The sequence below is a fragment of the Paraburkholderia caffeinilytica genome (genome assembly GCF_003368325.1).
Lineage (GTDB): Bacteria > Pseudomonadota > Gammaproteobacteria > Burkholderiales > Burkholderiaceae > Paraburkholderia > Paraburkholderia caffeinilytica.
Map to the genome: position 1 here is coordinate 2,640,858 of NZ_CP031467.1, position 17,686 is coordinate 2,658,543.

General features: G+C 63.5%; 16 protein-coding genes. 7 read left to right on the forward strand and 9 right to left on the reverse strand.

Going from position 1 to position 17,686, the window contains the following annotated elements; all coding sequences use genetic code 11:
- Nucleotides 1-20: 20 nt before the first annotated feature.
- The 3 genes from DSC91_RS28140 to rsmA all read left to right on the forward strand — a co-directional run bounded on the left by DSC91_RS28140 (nt 21) and on the right by rsmA (nt 3,428).
- Nucleotides 21-1,382, forward strand: coding sequence for a peptidylprolyl isomerase (locus DSC91_RS28140; protein WP_115781853.1), 1,362 nt, complete (start codon nt 21-23; stop codon nt 1,380-1,382).
- Between the two features lie 5 nt (nt 1,383-1,387).
- Nucleotides 1,388-2,398: a 4-hydroxythreonine-4-phosphate dehydrogenase PdxA gene (pdxA, locus tag DSC91_RS28145; RefSeq protein WP_115781854.1), complete on the forward strand. Its 1,011-nt coding sequence runs from the start codon at nt 1,388-1,390 to the stop codon at nt 2,396-2,398.
- A gap of 184 nt (nt 2,399-2,582) precedes the next feature.
- A complete protein-coding gene (gene rsmA / locus DSC91_RS28150) occupies nt 2,583-3,428 on the forward strand; it encodes a 16S rRNA (adenine(1518)-N(6)/adenine(1519)-N(6))-dimethyltransferase RsmA (protein ID WP_115781855.1) in 846 nt (281 codons plus the stop codon).
- A gap of 27 nt (nt 3,429-3,455) precedes the next feature.
- Here the strand turns inward: rsmA and DSC91_RS28155 are convergent, their stop codons facing one another.
- Nucleotides 3,456-4,391 carry a DMT family transporter gene (locus DSC91_RS28155; RefSeq protein WP_115781856.1) on the reverse strand — a complete coding sequence of 312 codons (936 nt, stop codon included), beginning with the start codon at nt 4,389-4,391 and terminating at the stop codon, nt 3,456-3,458.
- A gap of 360 nt (nt 4,392-4,751) precedes the next feature.
- Here DSC91_RS28155 and DSC91_RS28160 point away from each other — a divergent pair, with 360 nt between their 5' ends.
- The 3 genes from DSC91_RS28160 to DSC91_RS28170 all read left to right on the forward strand — a co-directional run bounded on the left by DSC91_RS28160 (nt 4,752) and on the right by DSC91_RS28170 (nt 6,787).
- A complete protein-coding gene (locus DSC91_RS28160) occupies nt 4,752-5,861 on the forward strand; it encodes a porin (protein ID WP_115781857.1) in 1,110 nt (369 codons plus the stop codon).
- A gap of 114 nt (nt 5,862-5,975) precedes the next feature.
- Nucleotides 5,976-6,362, forward strand: a complete 387-nt coding sequence (gloA, locus tag DSC91_RS28165; protein WP_115781858.1) for a lactoylglutathione lyase — start codon at nt 5,976-5,978, stop codon at nt 6,360-6,362.
- 26 nt (nt 6,363-6,388) lie between these two features.
- Nucleotides 6,389-6,787 (forward strand): hypothetical protein, encoded by a 399-nt coding sequence (locus tag DSC91_RS28170; RefSeq protein ID WP_115781859.1) that lies wholly within the window; start codon nt 6,389-6,391, stop codon nt 6,785-6,787.
- Nucleotides 6,788-6,897: 110 nt separating this feature from the next.
- On the opposite strand, the gene DSC91_RS28175 is transcribed toward DSC91_RS28170, so the two are convergent.
- The 8 genes from DSC91_RS28175 to DSC91_RS28210 all read right to left on the reverse strand — a co-directional run bounded on the left by DSC91_RS28175 (nt 6,898) and on the right by DSC91_RS28210 (nt 16,296).
- Nucleotides 6,898-7,788, reverse strand: a complete 891-nt coding sequence (locus tag DSC91_RS28175; protein ID WP_115781860.1) for a M48 family metallopeptidase — start codon at nt 7,786-7,788, stop codon at nt 6,898-6,900.
- Nucleotides 7,789-7,832: 44 nt separating this feature from the next.
- Nucleotides 7,833-8,591, reverse strand: coding sequence for a lysophospholipid acyltransferase family protein (locus tag DSC91_RS28180; RefSeq protein WP_115781861.1), 759 nt, complete (start codon nt 8,589-8,591; stop codon nt 7,833-7,835).
- Nucleotides 8,592-8,631: 40 nt separating this feature from the next.
- A complete protein-coding gene (gmhB, locus tag DSC91_RS28185; RefSeq protein WP_115781862.1) occupies nt 8,632-9,186 on the reverse strand; it encodes a D-glycero-beta-D-manno-heptose 1,7-bisphosphate 7-phosphatase in 555 nt (184 codons plus the stop codon).
- Nucleotides 9,187-9,196: 10 nt separating this feature from the next.
- Complete coding sequence (glyS, locus tag DSC91_RS28190) at nt 9,197-11,347, reverse strand: glycine--tRNA ligase subunit beta (RefSeq protein ID WP_115781863.1); 2,151 nt, start codon at nt 11,345-11,347, stop codon at nt 9,197-9,199.
- A 15-nt stretch (nt 11,348-11,362) separates the two neighbouring features.
- Nucleotides 11,363-12,370: a glycine--tRNA ligase subunit alpha gene (gene glyQ, locus DSC91_RS28195; RefSeq protein WP_115781864.1), complete on the reverse strand. Its 1,008-nt coding sequence runs from the start codon at nt 12,368-12,370 to the stop codon at nt 11,363-11,365.
- A gap of 294 nt (nt 12,371-12,664) precedes the next feature.
- Nucleotides 12,665-14,275, reverse strand: coding sequence for an FMN-binding glutamate synthase family protein (locus DSC91_RS28200; RefSeq protein WP_115781865.1), 1,611 nt, complete (start codon nt 14,273-14,275; stop codon nt 12,665-12,667).
- Between the two features lie 227 nt (nt 14,276-14,502).
- The gene (mnmA, locus tag DSC91_RS28205; RefSeq protein ID WP_115781866.1) at nt 14,503-15,660 is read right to left on the reverse strand and encodes a tRNA 2-thiouridine(34) synthase MnmA; all 1,158 of its coding nucleotides are present in this window, start codon (nt 15,658-15,660) and stop codon (nt 14,503-14,505) included.
- A 153-nt stretch (nt 15,661-15,813) separates the two neighbouring features.
- A complete protein-coding gene (locus DSC91_RS28210) occupies nt 15,814-16,296 on the reverse strand; it encodes an NUDIX hydrolase (protein WP_115781867.1) in 483 nt (160 codons plus the stop codon).
- A gap of 244 nt (nt 16,297-16,540) precedes the next feature.
- Here DSC91_RS28210 and DSC91_RS28215 point away from each other — a divergent pair, with 244 nt between their 5' ends.
- On the forward strand, nt 16,541-17,683 hold the full coding sequence (locus DSC91_RS28215; RefSeq protein ID WP_115781868.1) for a Re/Si-specific NAD(P)(+) transhydrogenase subunit alpha: 1,143 nt from the start codon (nt 16,541-16,543) through the stop codon (nt 17,681-17,683).
- Nucleotides 17,684-17,686 lie beyond the last annotated feature (3 nt).

Consider the following 17,686-nt stretch of genomic DNA (forward strand, 5'->3'; position numbering starts at 1 on the left):
CCGACATCATTGGAGTATCTGTGGCAATCATGAAAAAGCTTCGCTTGGCAACGCTTGCGGCCGGTCTCGCCGCCGCGGCGTCTTTCCTGTCGGTAGCGCCGGTTCAGGCGCAGGCGTTGTCCGGCAATCGCGGCCAGACGGTCGACACCATTGCCGCAGTCGTCAACAACGGTGTCATCACGCGGCGCGAGCTCGACGAGCGCATCGGCCTGATCGCCCGCCGGCTGAACCAGCAGAACGCGCCGGTCCCGCCGATGGACCAGTTGCGTCAGCAGGTGCTCAACCAGATGGTGCTGGAACGCATCCAGTTGCAGAAGGCGAAAGAAGACGGCATCAGCATCGACGACGCCACCGTGCAAAAAACGCTGGAGCGGCTCGCGCAGGCGAACAACCTGACACTCGACACGTACCGTGCGCGCATCGAGGCGCAAGGCGTGCCCTGGACCACCTTCACGAGCGACGCGCGCACCGAACTCACGCTCTCGCGTTTGCGTGAGAAGGAAGTGGACAGCAAGGTGACGGTCTCGGACGCCGAGGTCGCGAACTACATCGCCAGCCAGCGCGGACCGAACGCCGGCCTGACGAGCGATCTGCACCTTCAGCACATCTTCCTGAAGGCGCCGCTGAACGCCTCGGAAACCGACATCGAAGCCGCGCAGAAAAAGGCGCAGGCCCTGCTTACCGAAGCCAAGGGTGGCGACAACTTCGAAAAGCTGGCGAAGTCGAATTCGCAAGCGCCGGATGCGTCGAAAGGCGGCGATACGGGTTTCCAGTCGCCGTCCAAGCTGCCGCCTGAGTTCGTCAAGGCCGCCTCGGCGCTGCGCCCGGGCGAGGTCAATCCGGAGCTGATCCGCACCAACGACGGCTTCGAAATCGTGCGCCTCGTCGATCGCCGCGCAGGCCAGGGCGCCAGCTCCGATGCACCGAAGCTCGTACAGACGCACGTTCGCCACATTCTGCTGCGCGTCGGCGATGGCATGTCCGAGCCGCAAGCGCGTCAGAAGCTGCTCGAAATCAAGAGCCAGATCGCCGGAGGCGGCGACTTCGCGAAATTTGCCCACACCTACTCGCAAGACGGTTCGTCGTCGCAAGGCGGCGACCTCGGCTGGATCAGCCCGGGCGAGACGGTGCCGGAATTCGAGCGCGCCATGAACAACCTGCAGGACGGTCAGATCAGCGACCCGGTGCGCAGCGAATACGGCTATCACCTGATTCAGGTGCTGGGCCGCCGCGAATCGGAAGGCTCGGTTTCGCAGCAGATGGACCTGGCGCGTCAGGCAATCGGTCAGCGCAAGGCGGAACAGGCCTACGCCGACTGGCTGCGCGAACTGCGCGACACCGCCTACGTGGAAGTGAAGCCGGCTCTGACGAGCGCACAATAACCACCATGACAACCGCCGCGCAATCCGCCAGCCTTCCGTTGCAGATCGCGATCACGACCGGCGAGCCTGCCGGCGTCGGTCCCGAGTTGACCGTGCAGGCGCTGGCGGGCGCGGCAGCGCATTGGCCCGGAGTACAGTTCACCGTGCTGGGCGATGCGGATTTGCTGGCTGAACGCGCGCACGCGGTAGGCGTCGATTGGTCTGCGCTGGTGGCGGGCGGCAAGCGCGTGCAGGTGGCGCATCGGCCGCTTGGCGCGCCTTCGCTGGCCGGCAAGCTGGACGCCGCCAATGGCCGCTACGTGCTCGATCTGCTCGACAGCGCGATCGACGGCGCCATGGCCGGCACGTTCGACGCTATCGTGACGGCACCGCTGCAAAAAAGCACCATCAACGACGCTGGTGTGCCGTTTACCGGCCACACGGAATATCTTGCCGAGCGTACGCACACGCCGCGCGTGGTGATGATGCTGGCCGGCGCTGGCAAGCGTCCGTTGCGCGTCGCACTCGCCACCACGCATCTGCCGCTCAAGGACGTCTCCGCCGCGCTGACGATCGAAGGTATCGTCGAGACGCTGCGCATCGTCGATCACGATTTGCGCCACCACTTCGGTCTGCCCGCGCCGCGTATCCTCGTGACGGGTCTGAACCCGCATGCGGGCGAAAACGGTTACCTGGGCCGCGAGGAAATCGAGGTGATTTCTCCGGCGCTGAAACTCGCGAACGAGCAAGGCATCGACGCACCCGGCCCCTATCCGGCGGACACCTTGTTCCAGCCGCGTTATTTGGAGCAGGCCGACTGCGTGCTGGCCATGTTCCACGACCAGGGCCTGCCGGTGTTGAAATACGCAACGTTCGGCGAAGGCATCAACATCACGCTCGGCTTGCCGATCATCCGCACCTCGGTCGATCACGGCACCGCGCTCGATCTGGCCGGCACCGGCCGTGCCGATTCGGGCAGTCTGATCGCCGCGATCGATACGGCGGTTTCGATGGCGAAGCACCGCCGCGCGGGCTGATACTGCCGTGTCGATGGCATCGCGTCGCCTCGCCGGGCGGTCTGATCCGGCGGTGTCGATGGCGTAGCATGGCCGGGCAGGCCGCTTCAGCGGCGAGACCGCACGGCTTCATCAGCGTTTGCCGCGATTGCGCGTGGTTCCGCGTGCTCATTTTTTAAGCAGTTCTCTTTTTAGCGTTTCTTCGATGTCCACCAGCAGACAACAACAGGGCCGGCACCAAGGTCATATCGCGCGCAAGCGTTTCGGCCAGAATTTTCTCGTCGATATGGGCGTGATCGATTCGATCGTGGACGTGATCCGGCCGCAGCGCGGCGAGCGCATGGTCGAGATCGGTCCGGGACTCGGCGCGCTTACGGAGCCGCTGATCGAGCGTCTGGCGACGCCCGAGGCGCCGTTGCACGCCGTCGAACTGGATCGCGATCTGATCGGCCGTCTCAAGACAAAATTTGGCGATCTGCTCGAACTGCATGCGGGCGACGCGCTCGCGTTCGACTTCGGCACGCTGGCGGCACCGGGTGAGAAGGCGTCGCTGCGCATTGTCGGCAATCTGCCGTACAACATTTCGAGCCCGCTGCTGTTTCATCTGACCACGTTCGCGCATCGCGTGATCGATCAGCATTTCATGCTGCAGAACGAGGTCGTCGAGCGCATGGTGGCGGAGCCGGGCACCAAGGCGTTCAGCCGCCTCTCGGTGATGCTGCAGTACCGTTACGTGATCGACAAGCAACTCGACGTGCCGCCTGAAGCATTCCAGCCGCCGCCGAAGGTCGATTCGGCGATCGTGCGGATGATCCCGTACGAACTGCATGAACTGCCGGCCGTGGACGAGCGCGTGCTCGGCGAAGTGGTGACGGCGGCCTTCTCGCAGCGGCGCAAGATGTTGCGCAACACCTTGGCGGCGTTTCGTGACGCGGTGGATTTCGAAGCACTGGGCTTCGATCTGCAGCGCCGCGCCGAAGATGTGCCGGTGGCCGAATATGTGCGCGTGGCGCAGATCGTGGCGGCTTCGCCGTCGCGCGGTGCCGTTTAGGGCGCGCGCCCGGCGCCCGTACTGCGCCTAGGCGGCCCGACGCTTCGCCGGTGCATTGACCAGCGCGATGCCGGTCAGCACCAGCCCCGCGGCCATCAAAAAGCGCAGACTGAACGACTCGCCGAGCAACAACACGCCGAAGCTCACGCCGAACAACGGCGTCAGGAACGAGAACACCGACAGGCGCGACGCGGTGTAACGCGTCAGCAGCCAGAACCACACCAGATAGCTGACGAACGCCACGATCACCGCCTGATACGCAAGGCTCATCACCGCCAGCGGCGTGACGGTTTCCACGCGTGCCTGGCCCAGCCCCAGCGCGAGCGCGATCAGCACTACCGCCGACACCGCCAATTGATAGAACAGCGTCTTGCTGGCGCTCGATTGGGCGAGGCGCGTGGCGCGCACCACCACGGTGGTCGCCGCCCACGTAACGCCGGCCAGCACGCCGAGCGCGTCGCCGGCCACACCTGCCAGCATCGACCCCTGCGCCGCATGGCCGTGCAGGAAGCCGTCGGCGAACGCCAGCGCCATCCCCGCAAACGCCACCAGGATGCCGAGCCACTGAATGCGCCGCATCCGCTCGCCGTCGACGAACCAGTGCAGCCCGAGCGCGGTGAAGCACGGCGCGGTGTACAGAAAGACCGCCATGCGCGAAGCGCTGGTCAGCGTCAGGCCGAGAAAAATGCACACGAATTCCGCCGCGAACAGTACGCCCGCGAGCAAGCCCGCTCCCAGCGTGCCGTCGTCGCGAAAGAGGGGCGTGCCGCGCGAGCGCGCCCAGCCCCATACCAGTACGGCCGCGATTGCCGAGCGCAGGCCCGCCTGAAACACCGGCGGCAGCGTCGCATTGGTGCTTTTGATCGCAACCTGCTGGAACCCCCAGATCGCGCACAGCCCGATCATCAGAACGATGGCGAAGCTATCCGGGGCGCGGCGCGCGGGCAGGGCGGTGGTGCTCATGGCGGGGGCGTGGCGATCAAAGGTCATACCATATCAAAATCGTCCCCGCTACGATGCGATGACCCCATCGCCTACGCGTGCTTCTTGCAGGCTGCAAGCACTTCGATGACATAACAACACTTACGTCAGTCTATTTTCTTACAGCCCCTGTTTCGCGCTAAGGTTCACTCACACGCATTTCGTCAGCTTATTCAGACAGCCTGAACGGGCCGTCGTGCGAGGTTCCGATGTGGACATTGGGACTTTGCACTGTACCTGTCGATTTGCGCGGCCTCAAAAGAACAGCGTGCCGGTACTTTGCGTCAAGCGTGGCGGTGTCGAAATATCCGTGAAAAGCGGGAATCTGTACGAGGAGACGAAATGAAGCGCGTAAGCAGATGGGCGATGGCCGCGGTGCCGGCGGCACTGGCGTGTCAAATGGCGCACGCTCAATCGAGTGTGACGCTCTACGGCGTGATCGACGAAAGTGTGCGGTATCTGACCCACGCAAACCAGGCCGGCGATTCGTCGATCGGACTCGGCAGCGGCGGTATGACCGAAAGCCGCTGGGGGATACGGGGCGTCGAGGATCTGGGCGGTGGCTGGTCGACGTTCTTCAAGCTCGAAAACCGTTTCTATATCAATAGCGGCCAAAGCGATCCCACCTTGCCGTTCTTCAATGAAGCGCAGGTGGGTGTGCGCTCGGATTCCTACGGTCAGGTGATCCTGGGCCGTCAGTACAACGTGATGATCGAGGGCGTGACCATCGGCGGCTACGGCAGCAATATCTGGATTCCGTACGACTTCAGCTTTCAGCCGGAAGTGACGATGACAGGCGGCATCTGGACCAGCAACCAGGTGCAGTATCAGGCGAAATATGCCGGTTTTCATCTTGCCGCCGGCTACGCGTTCGGTGGTAACGCGGGCAATTCGTACGGCAGTCAGATCGGCGTGGCGGCGGCCTACGCGCCGGGCGGACCGTTCACCTTCGGCGGCGCGTATCAGGAGTCGAAAGATTCGGTCAACGGCGCGGCCTCGAAAGCGTGGACCTTTGGCGGCTCGTACACGTGGAACATGACCCGCTTCTCGGTCGGCTATATCGTCAATCAGAATGACGCCGGCTTTTCGAATTTCGCCAACGGGCCGTTCACGGCACCCGCTTTGACTGCGCTCAAGTACACGGACTTTTCGCGGCGTCGCATGATCATGGGCGGCATCACGCAGCAGGTCGGCACCACGTGGCACTTTGCCGCGAATGTCTGGCGCACCTTGCAGGACGGCAAAACCGCCGCGCAGGACGGCTCGGCATGGCAGTACCAACTGGTCGCCGACTACAACCTGTCCTTGCGCACCGATGTCTATCTGGAAGGCGATTACTCGCTATATCGGGGCGACCTGATCGGCGCGCAGTTGCAAGGTGTCAACGGTGTCGGGCTCGCGCAGAAGGGTAGCCAGATTGGCGTGATGGCCGGCATACGCCATCAGTTCTGAGCGCGTGCCCACGTCGGCGCGCACCACGCGTTTCGCCGCGTGTGACGCACGCTGCAGCGCGGCGTGATTCCGGGTACATTGTCGCTCTCGATATCACGCACTGGGGAGTACACAATGCGCCTGCTTCACACCATGCTCCGGGTCGGCGACCTGGACCGTTCGATCGCCTTCTACACCGAATTGCTCGGGATGAAATTGTTGCGCCGCGATGACTATCCTGACGGCAAATTCACGCTTGCTTTCGTCGGCTATGAAGACGAACGTGACGGCACCGTTCTCGAACTCACGCACAACTGGGACACGCCGTCGTATGACCTCGGCAACGGCTTCGGGCACCTCGCCGTCGAAGTCGAAGACGCATACGCCGCTTGCGACAAGATCAAGGCACAAGGCGGTAAGGTCGTGCGCGAAGCCGGCCCGATGAAACACGGCACCACCGTGATCGCTTTCGTCGAGGATCCGGACGGCTACAAGATCGAGTTCATCCAGAAGAAAAAGTGACGTAAGCGGTGGGGCGAGGACGAGCAATGAATACCAGCAATCCCTACTTCAAAGAACTTGACGACATCCATGTCGAAATCCAGTCTTTGTTCGACGGCTCCGCGGATCACGGCGCGCTGGAGCGCATCATGGCGCGCTTCGCTCCGCAATTCACACTGGTCATGCCGTCCGGTCTCACACTCGATCACGCGGGCCTGCGCGAGATTTTTGCGAAGCTGAACGGTGCGCGTCCCGGCTCGCAGATCACCATCCGCGATATGGAGATCGTGTCCGAGTACCCGTCGGGCGCGGTGGTGAAATATCGTGAGTATCAGCGCGACAGTGCGGGCAATGCGAACGTGCGGCGCTCAACGGCGGTGATGGACCTGGATGCGCACGGCAAGGTGACCTGGCGTCACTTGCAGGAAACTTTCTGCGCGGAGTGAGCGGTAGGTTTCGGAACGGCCGGCGCTTCGAATCGAGGCGCCGGCTTCAGGCCTTCATGACCGAAGTCCGAGGACCGAAGTCTTGAAGCGTCGAAAAAGACCCGAAGGCTTTAAAGCGTCGGCAGCAATTCCGGCGGATGCGACTTCAACGTCTGCCGCGCTTCGCGGAATTCCGGAAAAATCGATTCGACTGTCTGCCAGAAGCGCGGACTGTGATTCATCTCGCGCAGATGCGCGAGTTCGTGCGCGACGACGTAATCGATGATCGACAGCGGGAAGTGGATCAGCCGCCAGTTCAGGCGGATTTTGCCGTCGCTCGAACAGCTACCCCAACGCGTGGCCGCCGAAGAGAGTGCGTACGCGCGATAGTTGACCCCCAGCTTCTCCGCGTAGATCGCGAGGCGCTCGCCGAACAGGCGCTTTGCTTCGCCTTGCAGCCAGCCTTGCACGCGGTCCTTGATCTGCTGCGGGTCCGCTTGCAACGGCAGCGGCACTTGCAGTGCGGCTTCATTCGCGTCGAACGCGAGCGTGCCTTGCGGCGAACCGAGCTTCACGCGCACCGGCTGACCGAGATACGGCACTTCCGCACCGTCTTTCCAGTCGACCTTGGGCAACGCGCGCTGCTCGACACGCGTTTGCCATTCGATCAGCTTCGTAAAAATCCAGCGTTGCTTTTCCGTGATCGCGGTTTCGATATCGGCGAGCGTGACCCAACGTGGTGCGGTAATCATCAGGCCGCTGCTGTCGATCGCAAAACCGATCGAGCGGCGCGCCGAACGCTTGAGCACATAGTGCAGCGTGCGCGAACCGATGGTGAGGCTGCGCAGCTTGGTACCGTCCGGTGCGAGCGGCACGGCCGGCGGCTGCCCGCTCTGCGAGCCCGGCGATGGTGCGGAGGGTGTTGGGGACGACGACGTCGACCCCGGCTCGGCGAAGAGCGGGAGATCGAGTTGCCGGTTATCGAGCGCCGCAGCGGGCTGCGACGTAGGAGACTTCTGCATCGGATTCGGCTTCGCGCAAATGCGCCTTCGAGGGCGCGGGCGCGTCAGATTGGTGCGGCGGCGGAGCTGCTATCCGCCGCGCGGTACGCGGTAGGATCGATGCGCCGCATTTCAGCTTCGATCCACTGTTCGACGCGCGTGTTCACTTCGTCGGGCGTGAGCCCCTTCGTGTCGATTGGCTTGCCGATCGACACTGTGACTATACCCGCATATTTGAGAAACGAGTTGCGCGGCCACACACGTCCGGCGTTGTGCGCGATCGGCACGACCGGTGCGCCGGTGGCAATCGCAAATCGCGCGCCGCCGGTTTTGTACTTGCCTTGCTTGCCGGTCGGCGTGCGCGTGCCTTCCGGGAACATGATCACCCATGCACCTTCCGCCATGCGCTGCTTGCCTTGCTTGATGACCGATTCGAACGCGTACTTGCCTTCCTTGCGGTCGATGTGGACCATCTTCAGCAGGCCGAGCGCCCAGCCGAAGAACGGCACATACAGCAGCTCGCGCTTGAACACGTAGCACAACGGCCGCGGCATCAGTGCCGGAAACGCCAGCGTTTCCCAGGCCGATTGATGCTTCGACAGCAGCACGGCCGGACCATCGGGCAGGTTCTCAAAGCCCTCGATCCTGTAACGGATGCCGTTCAGCCAGCGTACCGTGCGCAGCGTGGCGCGGCACCAGCCGGCCGCCATCCAGTAGCGATTGTCGGCGCGCATGAACGGAAACGCGATGAAGCACGCGATCGCGTACGGCACCGTGAAGAGCACGAAGTAGATCAGCAGCAGCAAAGAACGAATGAAGCGCATCGGCGTGGTCGGTGAGGGTTGGGGACGCGCGTGGCGCGCGTCACTCTTGAGCGTCGGAAAGGAAGTCGAGTGCGAACGCGCGCAGGTCGTCGTGTACGCGGGTGCCTTCAGGCAGGCCGCCGGCTGCGAGCGTCTTGCGGCCCTTGCCGGACAGCACCAGATGAGTCGGATGGCCAAGCGACGCGCCCGCTTGCAGGTCGCGCATCGCGTCGCCGACCACCGGCGTATGTTCCGGATCGACTTCGAAACGTTCGGCAATCATCTTCAGCATGCCGGGCTTCGGCTTGCGGCATTCGCACTGATCTTGCGCGGTGTGCGGGCAGAAGAACACCGCGTCGATGCGCCCGCCGACCGCCGCCGCCATGCGATGCATTTTCAGATGCATGGCGTTGAGCGCGTTCATGTCGAAGAGGCCGCGGCCGATGCCCGACTGGTTGGTCGCGATCGCAATGCGATAACCCGCCTGGTTCAGCCGCGCGATTGCCTCGAGCGAACCGGGCAAGGCAACCCATTCGTCCGGCGACTTGATGAACGCGTCGGAATCGACGTTGATCACGCCGTCGCGGTCGAGGATCACCACTTTTTTGGTCGGCATGGCGCGGGGCTCAGGCGGCGAGTCGGGAAATGTCGGCGACGCAATTCATCTGCTGATGCAGCGCGCCGAGCAAGGCCAGACGGTTGGTGCGCAACGCCGGATCTTCGGCATTGACCATCACGTCGTTGAAGAACGTGTCGACCGGTTCGCGCAGCGCGGCGAGCGCCGTCAGCGCGCCCGTGTAGTCGCGTACGGCGAGTTGCGATTGCACGCGCGGGGCGACCTGTTCGAGCTGCGCGTGCAAGGTTTTTTCGGCCGCTTCGATCAGCAGCTCGGCCTGCACGCCGCCGTTCGTGGTGCTTTCCGATTTCTTCAGGATGTTCGAGATGCGTTTGTTGGCTGCCGCGAGCGATGCCGCTTCCGCCAGCGCCGCGAATTCGCGCACCGCGTCCAGACGCGCGACGATGTCGTCGAGGCGCGTTGGGTTCAAGGCCAGTACCGCATCGATTTCACCCGGCGCGTAGCCGCGTTCGCGCAGCAGACCGCGCAGGCGGTCCATACTGAATTCGTAGATCGCCTGCGTCGAATCGGCGACGCCCGGCACGGTGGCGAATTGCGCGTAAGCGGCGCGCAGCAGATCGACCAGATCGACCGGCAATTGCTTCTCGACCAGAATCCGCAGCACGCCGAGCGCATGACGGCGCAGCGCGAACGGGTCTTTCTCGCCGGTGGGTTGCAGGCCGATGCCCCAGATGCCGACCAGCGTTTCGAGCTTGTCGGCGAGCGCGACGACGGTGCCGGTTGTCGTGGTCGGCAAGGCATCGCCGGAGAAGCGCGGCTGATAGTGTTCGGAGCAAGCGAGCGCGACTTCTTCCGGCTCGCCGTCGTGGCGCGCGTAATACGTGCCCATCGTGCCTTGCAGCTCGGGGAATTCGCCGACCATGTCGGTGATCAGGTCGGCCTTGGCGAGACGCGCGGCGCGCTTTGCCAGCGCGACATGTCCACTGATCACCACGGAGACGTCATCCTTTGCCGCTTGGTTTTGCTCGCCCTCTTCGATCATCGACGCAATCGCGCCGGCCAGCGCTTCCAGCCGCTCGACGCGTTGCAGCGCCGAACCCAGTTTGTTGTGATACACGACGTTGGCGAGCAGCGGCACACGATCGGCGAGCGGCTTCTTCTTGTCCTGCTCGAAGAAGAACTTCGCATCGGCCAGACGCGGACGTACCACGCGTTCGTTACCTTCGACGATATCGCCAGGCGTCTTCGTTTCGATATTCGACACGATCAGGAAGCGCGAGCGCAGCTTGCCGTTCGCATCCGTCAAGGCGAAATATTTCTGGTTCGTCTGCATGGTCAGGATCAGGCATTCCTGCGGCACTTGCAGGAATTCGTCCTCGAAACGGCAGGCGTAGACCACCGGCCATTCGACCAGCGAATTCACTTCATCCAGCAGCGATTCCGGCATCACGACCTGGTCGCCCTCGGCTTGCGCGAGCAGGTGCGTGCGGATGGTTTCCTTGCGGTCGGCGAAATTCGCGACCACGCGGCCCTTGTGCAACAGCGTGTCGGCATAGGAATCCGCGTGCTGGATCTGCACGAAGCCTTCGGACAGGAAACGATGGCCGAGCGTGGTGTCGTCGGCGTCGACACCCAATGCCGTGACCGGCACGACCTGTTCGCCGTGCAAGGTGGTTAGACGATGCACCGGACGCACGAACTGCACATTGGTGCCGTCCGGGCGCTGATACGTCATGACCTTCGGGATCGGCAGCTTGGCGAGCGTTTCGTCGAGCGCGGTTTGCAGGCCTTCGGCGAGCGTGGCGCCCGGCGCGGCGTAGCGCAAAAAGAAAGCCTCGGCCTTACCGTCCTGCGCGCGTTCCAGGTCGTTCACCGAAAAATCGGGGAAGCCGAGCGCGGCCAGTTTCTTGGCGAGCGGCGCGGTGGGCTGGCCGTCTTTGTCGAGCGCGACGGAAACCGGCAGCACTTTTTCGCGCACGTGTTTTTCCGGTGCGACCGAACGCACGTTCCTGATCGTGACGGCGAGGCGGCGTGGCGTGGCGTAACGTTCGAACGACAGTTCGCCTTCGACCAGGTCGCGCGCCGCGAGGCGCTGCGCAATGCCTTCGGCGAAGGCGTCGCCGAGACGCGCGAGCGCTTTCGGCGGCAGTTCTTCGGTGAGCAGCTCGACGAGCAGGGTAGCTTGATGGGGTTGAGTCATTTCTTGATGTTCTCGTCAGTCCTGGTCGATCTTGCGTTCGACTTTCAGCGGCGGTGCCCACGCGGGCATGGCGGCATCCTGTTCGTCGGTGGTCAGGCCGGGCACGCCGTGCACCGGATTGCCGAGCATCGGAAATCCGAGCTTTTCGCGCGAGTCGTAGTAAGCCTGCGCGACCAGACGCGACAGCGCGCGAATCCGGCCGATATACGCCGCGCGTTCCGTGACGGAGATCGCACCGCGGGCGTCCAGCAGGTTGAACGTGTGGCCGGCCTTCAGCACCAGTTCATAGGCGGGCAGCGCGATCTGCGCTTCGATCATGCGTTTGGCTTCTGCTTCGTAGCTGTTGAAGAACGTGAACAGCAAGTCGACGTTCGCCTGCTCGAAGTTGTAGGTCGACTGTTCGACTTCGTTCTGGTGATACACGTCGCCGTAAGTCAGGCGACGAAGTTCCGGGCCGTTCGGGCCCTGCTCTTCCCACTCGGTCCAGACCAGGTCGTAGACGTTCTCGACCTTCTGCAGATACATCGCGAGACGTTCGAGACCGTAGGTGATTTCGCCGAGCACCGGCTTGCAATCCAGACCGCCGACTTGCTGGAAGTAGGTGAACTGGGTCACTTCCATGCCGTTCAGCCACACTTCCCAGCCGAGGCCCCACGCGCCGAGCGTGGGATTTTCCCAGTCGTCTTCGACGAAGCGCACGTCGTTCTGCTTCAGGTCGAAGCCGAGGGCCTCCAGCGAGCCGAGGTACAGGTCGAGGATGTTTTCCGGCGCCGGCTTCAGCACGACCTGATATTGGTAGTAATGCTGCAGGCGGTTCGGGTTCTCGCCGTAGCGGCCGTCTTTCGGGCGGCGCGACGGCTGCACATAGGCTGCGCGCCACGGTTCCGGACCGATCGCGCGCAGGAAGGTGTGAACGTGGGACGTGCCCGCGCCGACTTCCATGTCGATCGGCTGGAGCAACGCGCAACCCTGCTTGTCCCAGTAGGACTGCAGTGTCAGGATGATTTGCTGAAACGTGAGCATGAAGTGCCTTTCGGGCATGGGGCCGTGCTGTAAGCGCCAAAGCGCGCCAGCTGGCCGTGGAGCGAAGTGCTAAACCGTAGATTTTAACGGAAAGGGAGGGGGGTGTCCGTTTTGCGGGGACGGACGGGACCCGGCGCGTTCTTCAAAAGACAAAAGGCCGCTGCGGGCGGCCCTGGGTTGTTTGTCGTCCCGGGAAGTGTTCCGGCTGCCAACGCCTCAAACTCATCAACGCATGCGTGGCGGCATTCACTTCCACGACGATCGGCATGTCGGCCGACCGTCATCGCAACCGGATTACGTCGCCGCCAGCTCAACCTTCGGCGCAAACGAATCGCTTTGCGCCATGGGCCAATACTTCTCGTACAACGAGTAGCGATAGTTGCCGTTGAGCAGATCGTTCGGATCGAGATACTTCAGCAGTTCCGACATCAACCGCACCTCATGCGACGACACACGCCGCACGATGTGATGCGCGCGCAGCTCGGCCGGATGCTTGAGCCCCGCCGCCTGAATGATTTCCTTCAGCGCATGCAACGTGTTGTGATGGAAGTTGAACACGCGATCGGCCTTGTCCGGAACCACCAAGGCACGCTGACGCACCGGATCCTGCGTTGCGACGCCGGTCGGGCAGCGGCCGGTGTGGCAGGTCTGCGCCTGAATGCAGCCCACCGCGAACATGAAGCCGCGCGCCGCGTTGACCCAATCCGCGCCGATCGCCAGCGTCTTCGTGATGTCGAACGCGGTAATCATCTTGCCGCTCGCGCCGATGCGGATACGCTGACGCAAGCCGATGCCGACCAGCGTGTTGTGCACCAGCAGCAGGCCTTCCTGCAACGGCACGCCGACGTGATCGGTGAACTCCAGCGGCGCGGCGCCCGTGCCGCCTTCCGCACCGTCGACCACAATGAAGTCCGGCAGAATCCCCGTCTCCAGCATCGCCTTCGCAATGCCGAAGAATTCCCACGGATGCCCGATGCACAGCTTGAACCCGGTCGGCTTGCCGCCGGACAGCGTGCGCAAACGGTCGACGAATTCGAGCAGGCCGCGCGGCGTCGAAAACTCGGAGTGGGTGGCGGGCGAGATGCAGTCGCGGCCCATCGGCACGCCGCGCGTTTCCGCAATCTCGGGCGTGATTTTCGCGGCCGGCAGCACGCCGCCATGACCGGGCTTCGCGCCTTGCGAGAGCTTCACCTCGATCATCTTCACTTGCGGTTCGGCGGCCTGCTTCGCGAACTTTTCCGCGCTGAAGCTGCCGTCGTCGTTACGGCAGCCGAAGTAGCCCGAGGCGATTTCCCAGATGATGTCGCCGCCGTGCTCGCGGTGATATTTCGACATCGAACCCTCGCCCGTGTCGTGCGCGAAGTTGCCTTTCTTCGCGCCGAGGTTCAGCGCCATGATCGCGTTCGCCGACAGCGAGCCGAAGCTCATCGCGGAGACGTTGAAGATCGACATCGAGTAAGGTTGCGCGCGCTCGGGCCCGACGACGATACGGAAGTCGTGGTTGTCGAGTCTGGTCGGCGCGAGCGAGTGGCTGATCCATTCATGCGCGACGGCTTTGACGTCGAGCTCGGTGCCATACGGACGGCTGTCCACGTCGTTCTTCGCGCGCTGATAGACGATGCTGCGTTGCGCACGCGAGAACGGTTTCTCGTCGGTGTCGTCCTCGACGAAATACTGGCGGATTTCCGGGCGAATGAATTCGAACAGGAAGCGGAAGTGGCCCCATAGCGGATAGTTGCGCAGAATCGCGTGGCGCTCCTGTGTCAGGTCGAACAGGCCGAGCGCGACGAGCGCCGCCGGCACGATGATCCAGAACCACGAGATGTGATGCGCCGAGGCGAGCGCCGCACAGGCTGCGAGCAGAATGACCGCGCACCACATCGCCAGATAACGTCGAGAAAGCATGGGGACTCCAGTGCAGTGAAGATCGTCGCGGGGGGATCGTCGACGTTGTCGGCGCAGACGGAATCCGCCGCGAAGGGAAACGACCACCTGCTTGTTATAGTGAAGCTAGCTGCGGCTCGAAGATGAAACGCGTCGGTGAAGCGTGAAGTCTGAAGCTTGAAGATGAGGCATGCGGGTGAAGCAGGTGCGGCGGCGCGAAGGCGTAGCCGCACGGCCGGATTCATGGCTCAACGGGCGGTGAGCAGCGCGGCCTGTTGCGGCTGGCGCGCCGTTGGCTGCCCGGTCATGGCGTGTTCGATGATACCGCCACCGAGGCACACGTCGCCATCGTAGAGCACCGCAGATTGCCCCGGTGTGACAGCCCATTGCGCGGTGTCGAAATTCAGCTCGAAGAGACCGTCGCCGCCGTTTGCCACACTCGCCGCCGCGCTAAAGGAGCACGGTGCATCCGCTTGCCGGTAACGGGTTTTCGCCCCGCACGCAAAACCGTCGGCCGGCGGTTCGCCCGCGACCCAGCTCGTATTGCCCGCGCTCAACGTATGGCTCAGCAGCCACGGATGGTCGTGGCCCTGCGCGACATACAGCGTGTTCGACGCAATATCCTTACCGGCGACGAACCACGGCTCGCCGCTGCCTTCCTTGCTGCCGCCGAGGCCGATGCCCTTGCGTTGCCCGAACGTGTAGAAGGCGAGGCCGATGTGCTCGCCGACCACGTTGCCGTCGGTGGTTTTCATCGGGCCGGGTTGGGTCGGCAGATAGCGGTTCAGGAAGTCGCGGAACGGCCGTTCGCCGATGAAGCAGATACCGGTCGAATCCTTCTTCTTCGCATTCGGCAACGCGATCTGTTCGGCGATTTCGCGGACTTTGGTTTTCGGAATCTCGCCGAGCGGAAACAGCGTCTTCGACAACTGCGCCTGGTTCAGCCGATGCAGAAAGTACGACTGGTCCTTCGTATGATCGAAGGCCTTCAGCAGTTCGAAGCGGCCGTTGTTTTCACGCACGCGCGCATAGTGGCCGGTCGCGATGGTTTCCGCGCCGAGCGACATCGCGTGATCGAGGAAGGCCTTGAACTTGATCTCGGCGTTGCACAGCACGTCTGGATTCGGCGTGCGGCCGGCCGAGTATTCGCGCAGGAATTCGGCGAACACGCGGTCTTTGTATTCGGCGGCGAAGTTGACCGCTTCCACGTCGATGCCGATCAGGTCGGCGACCGAGACGACGTCGATCCAGTCCTGCCGCGTCGAGCAGTACTCGCTGTCGTCGTCGTCTTCCCAGTTCTTCATGAACAGGCCGACCACGTCGTAGCCCTGTTCCTTCAGCAGCCACGCGGTAACCGACGAATCGACGCCGCCCGACATGCCTACTACGACTTTCTGCTTGCTCATAAGGTGCTCACTGGGTGCTGCATGACTTCATTGATCGTGGATTGACCGTGTTGCCCGGTCGCCTGGCTGGCCGCTTATGACGGACCCGGCTCGTTTATGACAGGTTAAGCCTGCTACGCCTTGCGAAGCCCGCTTCCGTCTGCTTATGTCTGCCTATGTCTGTTTATGCCCGACCGAATGCGTATGCACGAAGTCGAGCGGGAATCGCCGCCCCGCGAGGTAGTCGTCGAGACATTGCATGACGAGCGGCGTGCGGTGCCGTTCGGGGCAGGCGCGCAATTCGTCGGCGCTCATCCACAGCGTGCGGACGATGTCGGGATCGAGCGTGCGCCTCGCATCCGCTTCGCCGCTCGTGCCGCAATAGGTGAGGCGCAGATACGTGACGCCCTCACTACCGGGCCGCTCGACATGCGTCACGTACATGCCGACCAGCGCCGTGGGCGTGAACGGATGCGCGGTTTCTTCGAGCGTTTCGCGGATGACCGCTTCCGGAAGCGTTTCACCCGCCTCCAGATGGCCGGCGGGCTGATTCAGGCGCAGGCCGTCGGCGGTATGTTCCTCGACCACGAGAAAACGCCCGTCACGCTCGACGATGGCCGCAACGGTGACGTGCGGCAGCCAGGTTTCCGGTTTCATGGCTGCGCATTTTACCGTTTATGGGCCTGGGCTGCCGGGAAGCGGGCGATCGGCTGCGCGGGCCGCCCAGCCCGCCCGGCCCCGGCCAGGGAGCCGTCCCGCCCGCCGGGCAACCCCGGATTGTCCCCGATTTCTGCGCAACCCCAGGTTTCGGTTAAAGTGACGCCGTTAGCCGTTGCACTTGCAAGCCGGCGTGCCTCGTCGGCAGCTCTGTCGTAAAACAGGAAGTCGAGGAGGAGAAACGATGCACATCGGAGTGCCAGCCGAGACGCGCGCGCACGAAACCCGCGTCGCCGCGACGCCCGAAACGGTCAGGAAGTATGTGACCCAGGGCCACCGGGTCACGATCCAGAGCGGCGCCGGTACCGGCGCAAGCTTTCCTGACGATGCCTTTACAGCCGCCGGCGCGGAAATCGTCGATGCGGCGACTGCTTTTGGCGCGGATCTCGTTTTGAAGGTCCAGTCCCCGACCGATGCCGAATTGCCGCTGCTCAAGCGCGGCGCGACGCTGGTCGGCATGCTCGATCCTTTTAACGCCGAAAACGCGCTGAAACTGGCTGCGGCCGGCGTCACCGCATTCGCTTTAGAGGCCGCGCCAAGAACCACCCGCGCGCAGAGTCTGGACGTGCTGTCGTCGCAGGCGAACATCGCCGGGTACAAGGCCGTTCTGCTGGCCGCCACGCTTTATCCCCGCTTCATGCCGATGCTGATGACGGCCGCAGGCACCGTGAAAGCGGCCCGCGTGCTGATTCTCGGCGCGGGCGTGGCCGGTCTGCAGGCGATTGCGACCGCCAAGCGCCTGGGCGCGGTGATCGAAGCGTCTGACGTGCGCCCGGCGGTCAAGGAGCAGATTGAATCGCTCGGCGCCAAATTTCTCGATGTCCCCTATGAAACGGATGAGGAGCGCGAAGCCGCGCAGGGCGTCGGCGGCTACGCGCGGCCGATGCCGCCTTCGTGGCTTGCGCGCCAGTCCGCACTGGTTCACGAGCGCGCGAAACAGGCCGACGTGGTGATCTCGACCGCCCTGATTCCGGGCCGCGCGGCGCCGACGCTGATCTCGGTGGAAACCGTGCAGGCGATGAAGCCCGGCTCCGTGCTGGTGGACCTCGCGGCAGGACGCGGCGCCGAGTACGAGGGCCGGCGCGGCGGCAACTGTCCGCTCACCGAAGCGGACCAGGTCGTCACCCGACATGGCGTGCAGATCGTCGGCTACACGAATCTGGCCTCGATGGTGCCCGCCGACGCGTCGTCGCTCTACGCACGCAACCTGCTCGACTTCCTGAAGCTGATCATCAGCAAGGAAGGCGCCCTGAACATCGATCTCGCGGACGACATCGTCGCGGCCACGCTGCTGGCCCGCGACGGCGAAGTCACGCGCAAGGCCTAGAGG

Coding starts and splice junctions, on each gene's coding strand:
- pdxA (WP_115781854.1), top strand. CDS start 1,388: ATGACAACCGCCGCGCAATCCGCCAGCCTTCCGTTGCAGATCGCGATC.
- rsmA (WP_115781855.1), top strand. CDS start 2,583: ATGTCCACCAGCAGACAACAACAGGGCCGGCACCAAGGTCATATCGCG.
- DSC91_RS28155 (WP_115781856.1), bottom strand. CDS start 4,391: ATGAGCACCACCGCCCTGCCCGCGCGCCGCGCCCCGGATAGCTTCGCC.
- DSC91_RS28160 (WP_115781857.1), top strand. CDS start 4,752: ATGAAGCGCGTAAGCAGATGGGCGATGGCCGCGGTGCCGGCGGCACTG.
- gloA (WP_115781858.1), top strand. CDS start 5,976: ATGCGCCTGCTTCACACCATGCTCCGGGTCGGCGACCTGGACCGTTCG.
- DSC91_RS28170 (WP_115781859.1), top strand. CDS start 6,389: ATGAATACCAGCAATCCCTACTTCAAAGAACTTGACGACATCCATGTC.
- DSC91_RS28175 (WP_115781860.1), bottom strand. CDS start 7,788: ATGCAGAAGTCTCCTACGTCGCAGCCCGCTGCGGCGCTCGATAACCGG.
- DSC91_RS28180 (WP_115781861.1), bottom strand. CDS start 8,591: ATGCGCTTCATTCGTTCTTTGCTGCTGCTGATCTACTTCGTGCTCTTC.
- gmhB (WP_115781862.1), bottom strand. CDS start 9,186: ATGCCGACCAAAAAAGTGGTGATCCTCGACCGCGACGGCGTGATCAAC.
- glyS (WP_115781863.1), bottom strand. CDS start 11,347: ATGACTCAACCCCATCAAGCTACCCTGCTCGTCGAGCTGCTCACCGAA.
- glyQ (WP_115781864.1), bottom strand. CDS start 12,370: ATGCTCACGTTTCAGCAAATCATCCTGACACTGCAGTCCTACTGGGAC.
- DSC91_RS28200 (WP_115781865.1), bottom strand. CDS start 14,275: ATGCTTTCTCGACGTTATCTGGCGATGTGGTGCGCGGTCATTCTGCTC.
- mnmA (WP_115781866.1), bottom strand. CDS start 15,660: ATGAGCAAGCAGAAAGTCGTAGTAGGCATGTCGGGCGGCGTCGATTCG.
- DSC91_RS28210 (WP_115781867.1), bottom strand. CDS start 16,296: ATGAAACCGGAAACCTGGCTGCCGCACGTCACCGTTGCGGCCATCGTC.
- DSC91_RS28215 (WP_115781868.1), top strand. CDS start 16,541: ATGCACATCGGAGTGCCAGCCGAGACGCGCGCGCACGAAACCCGCGTC.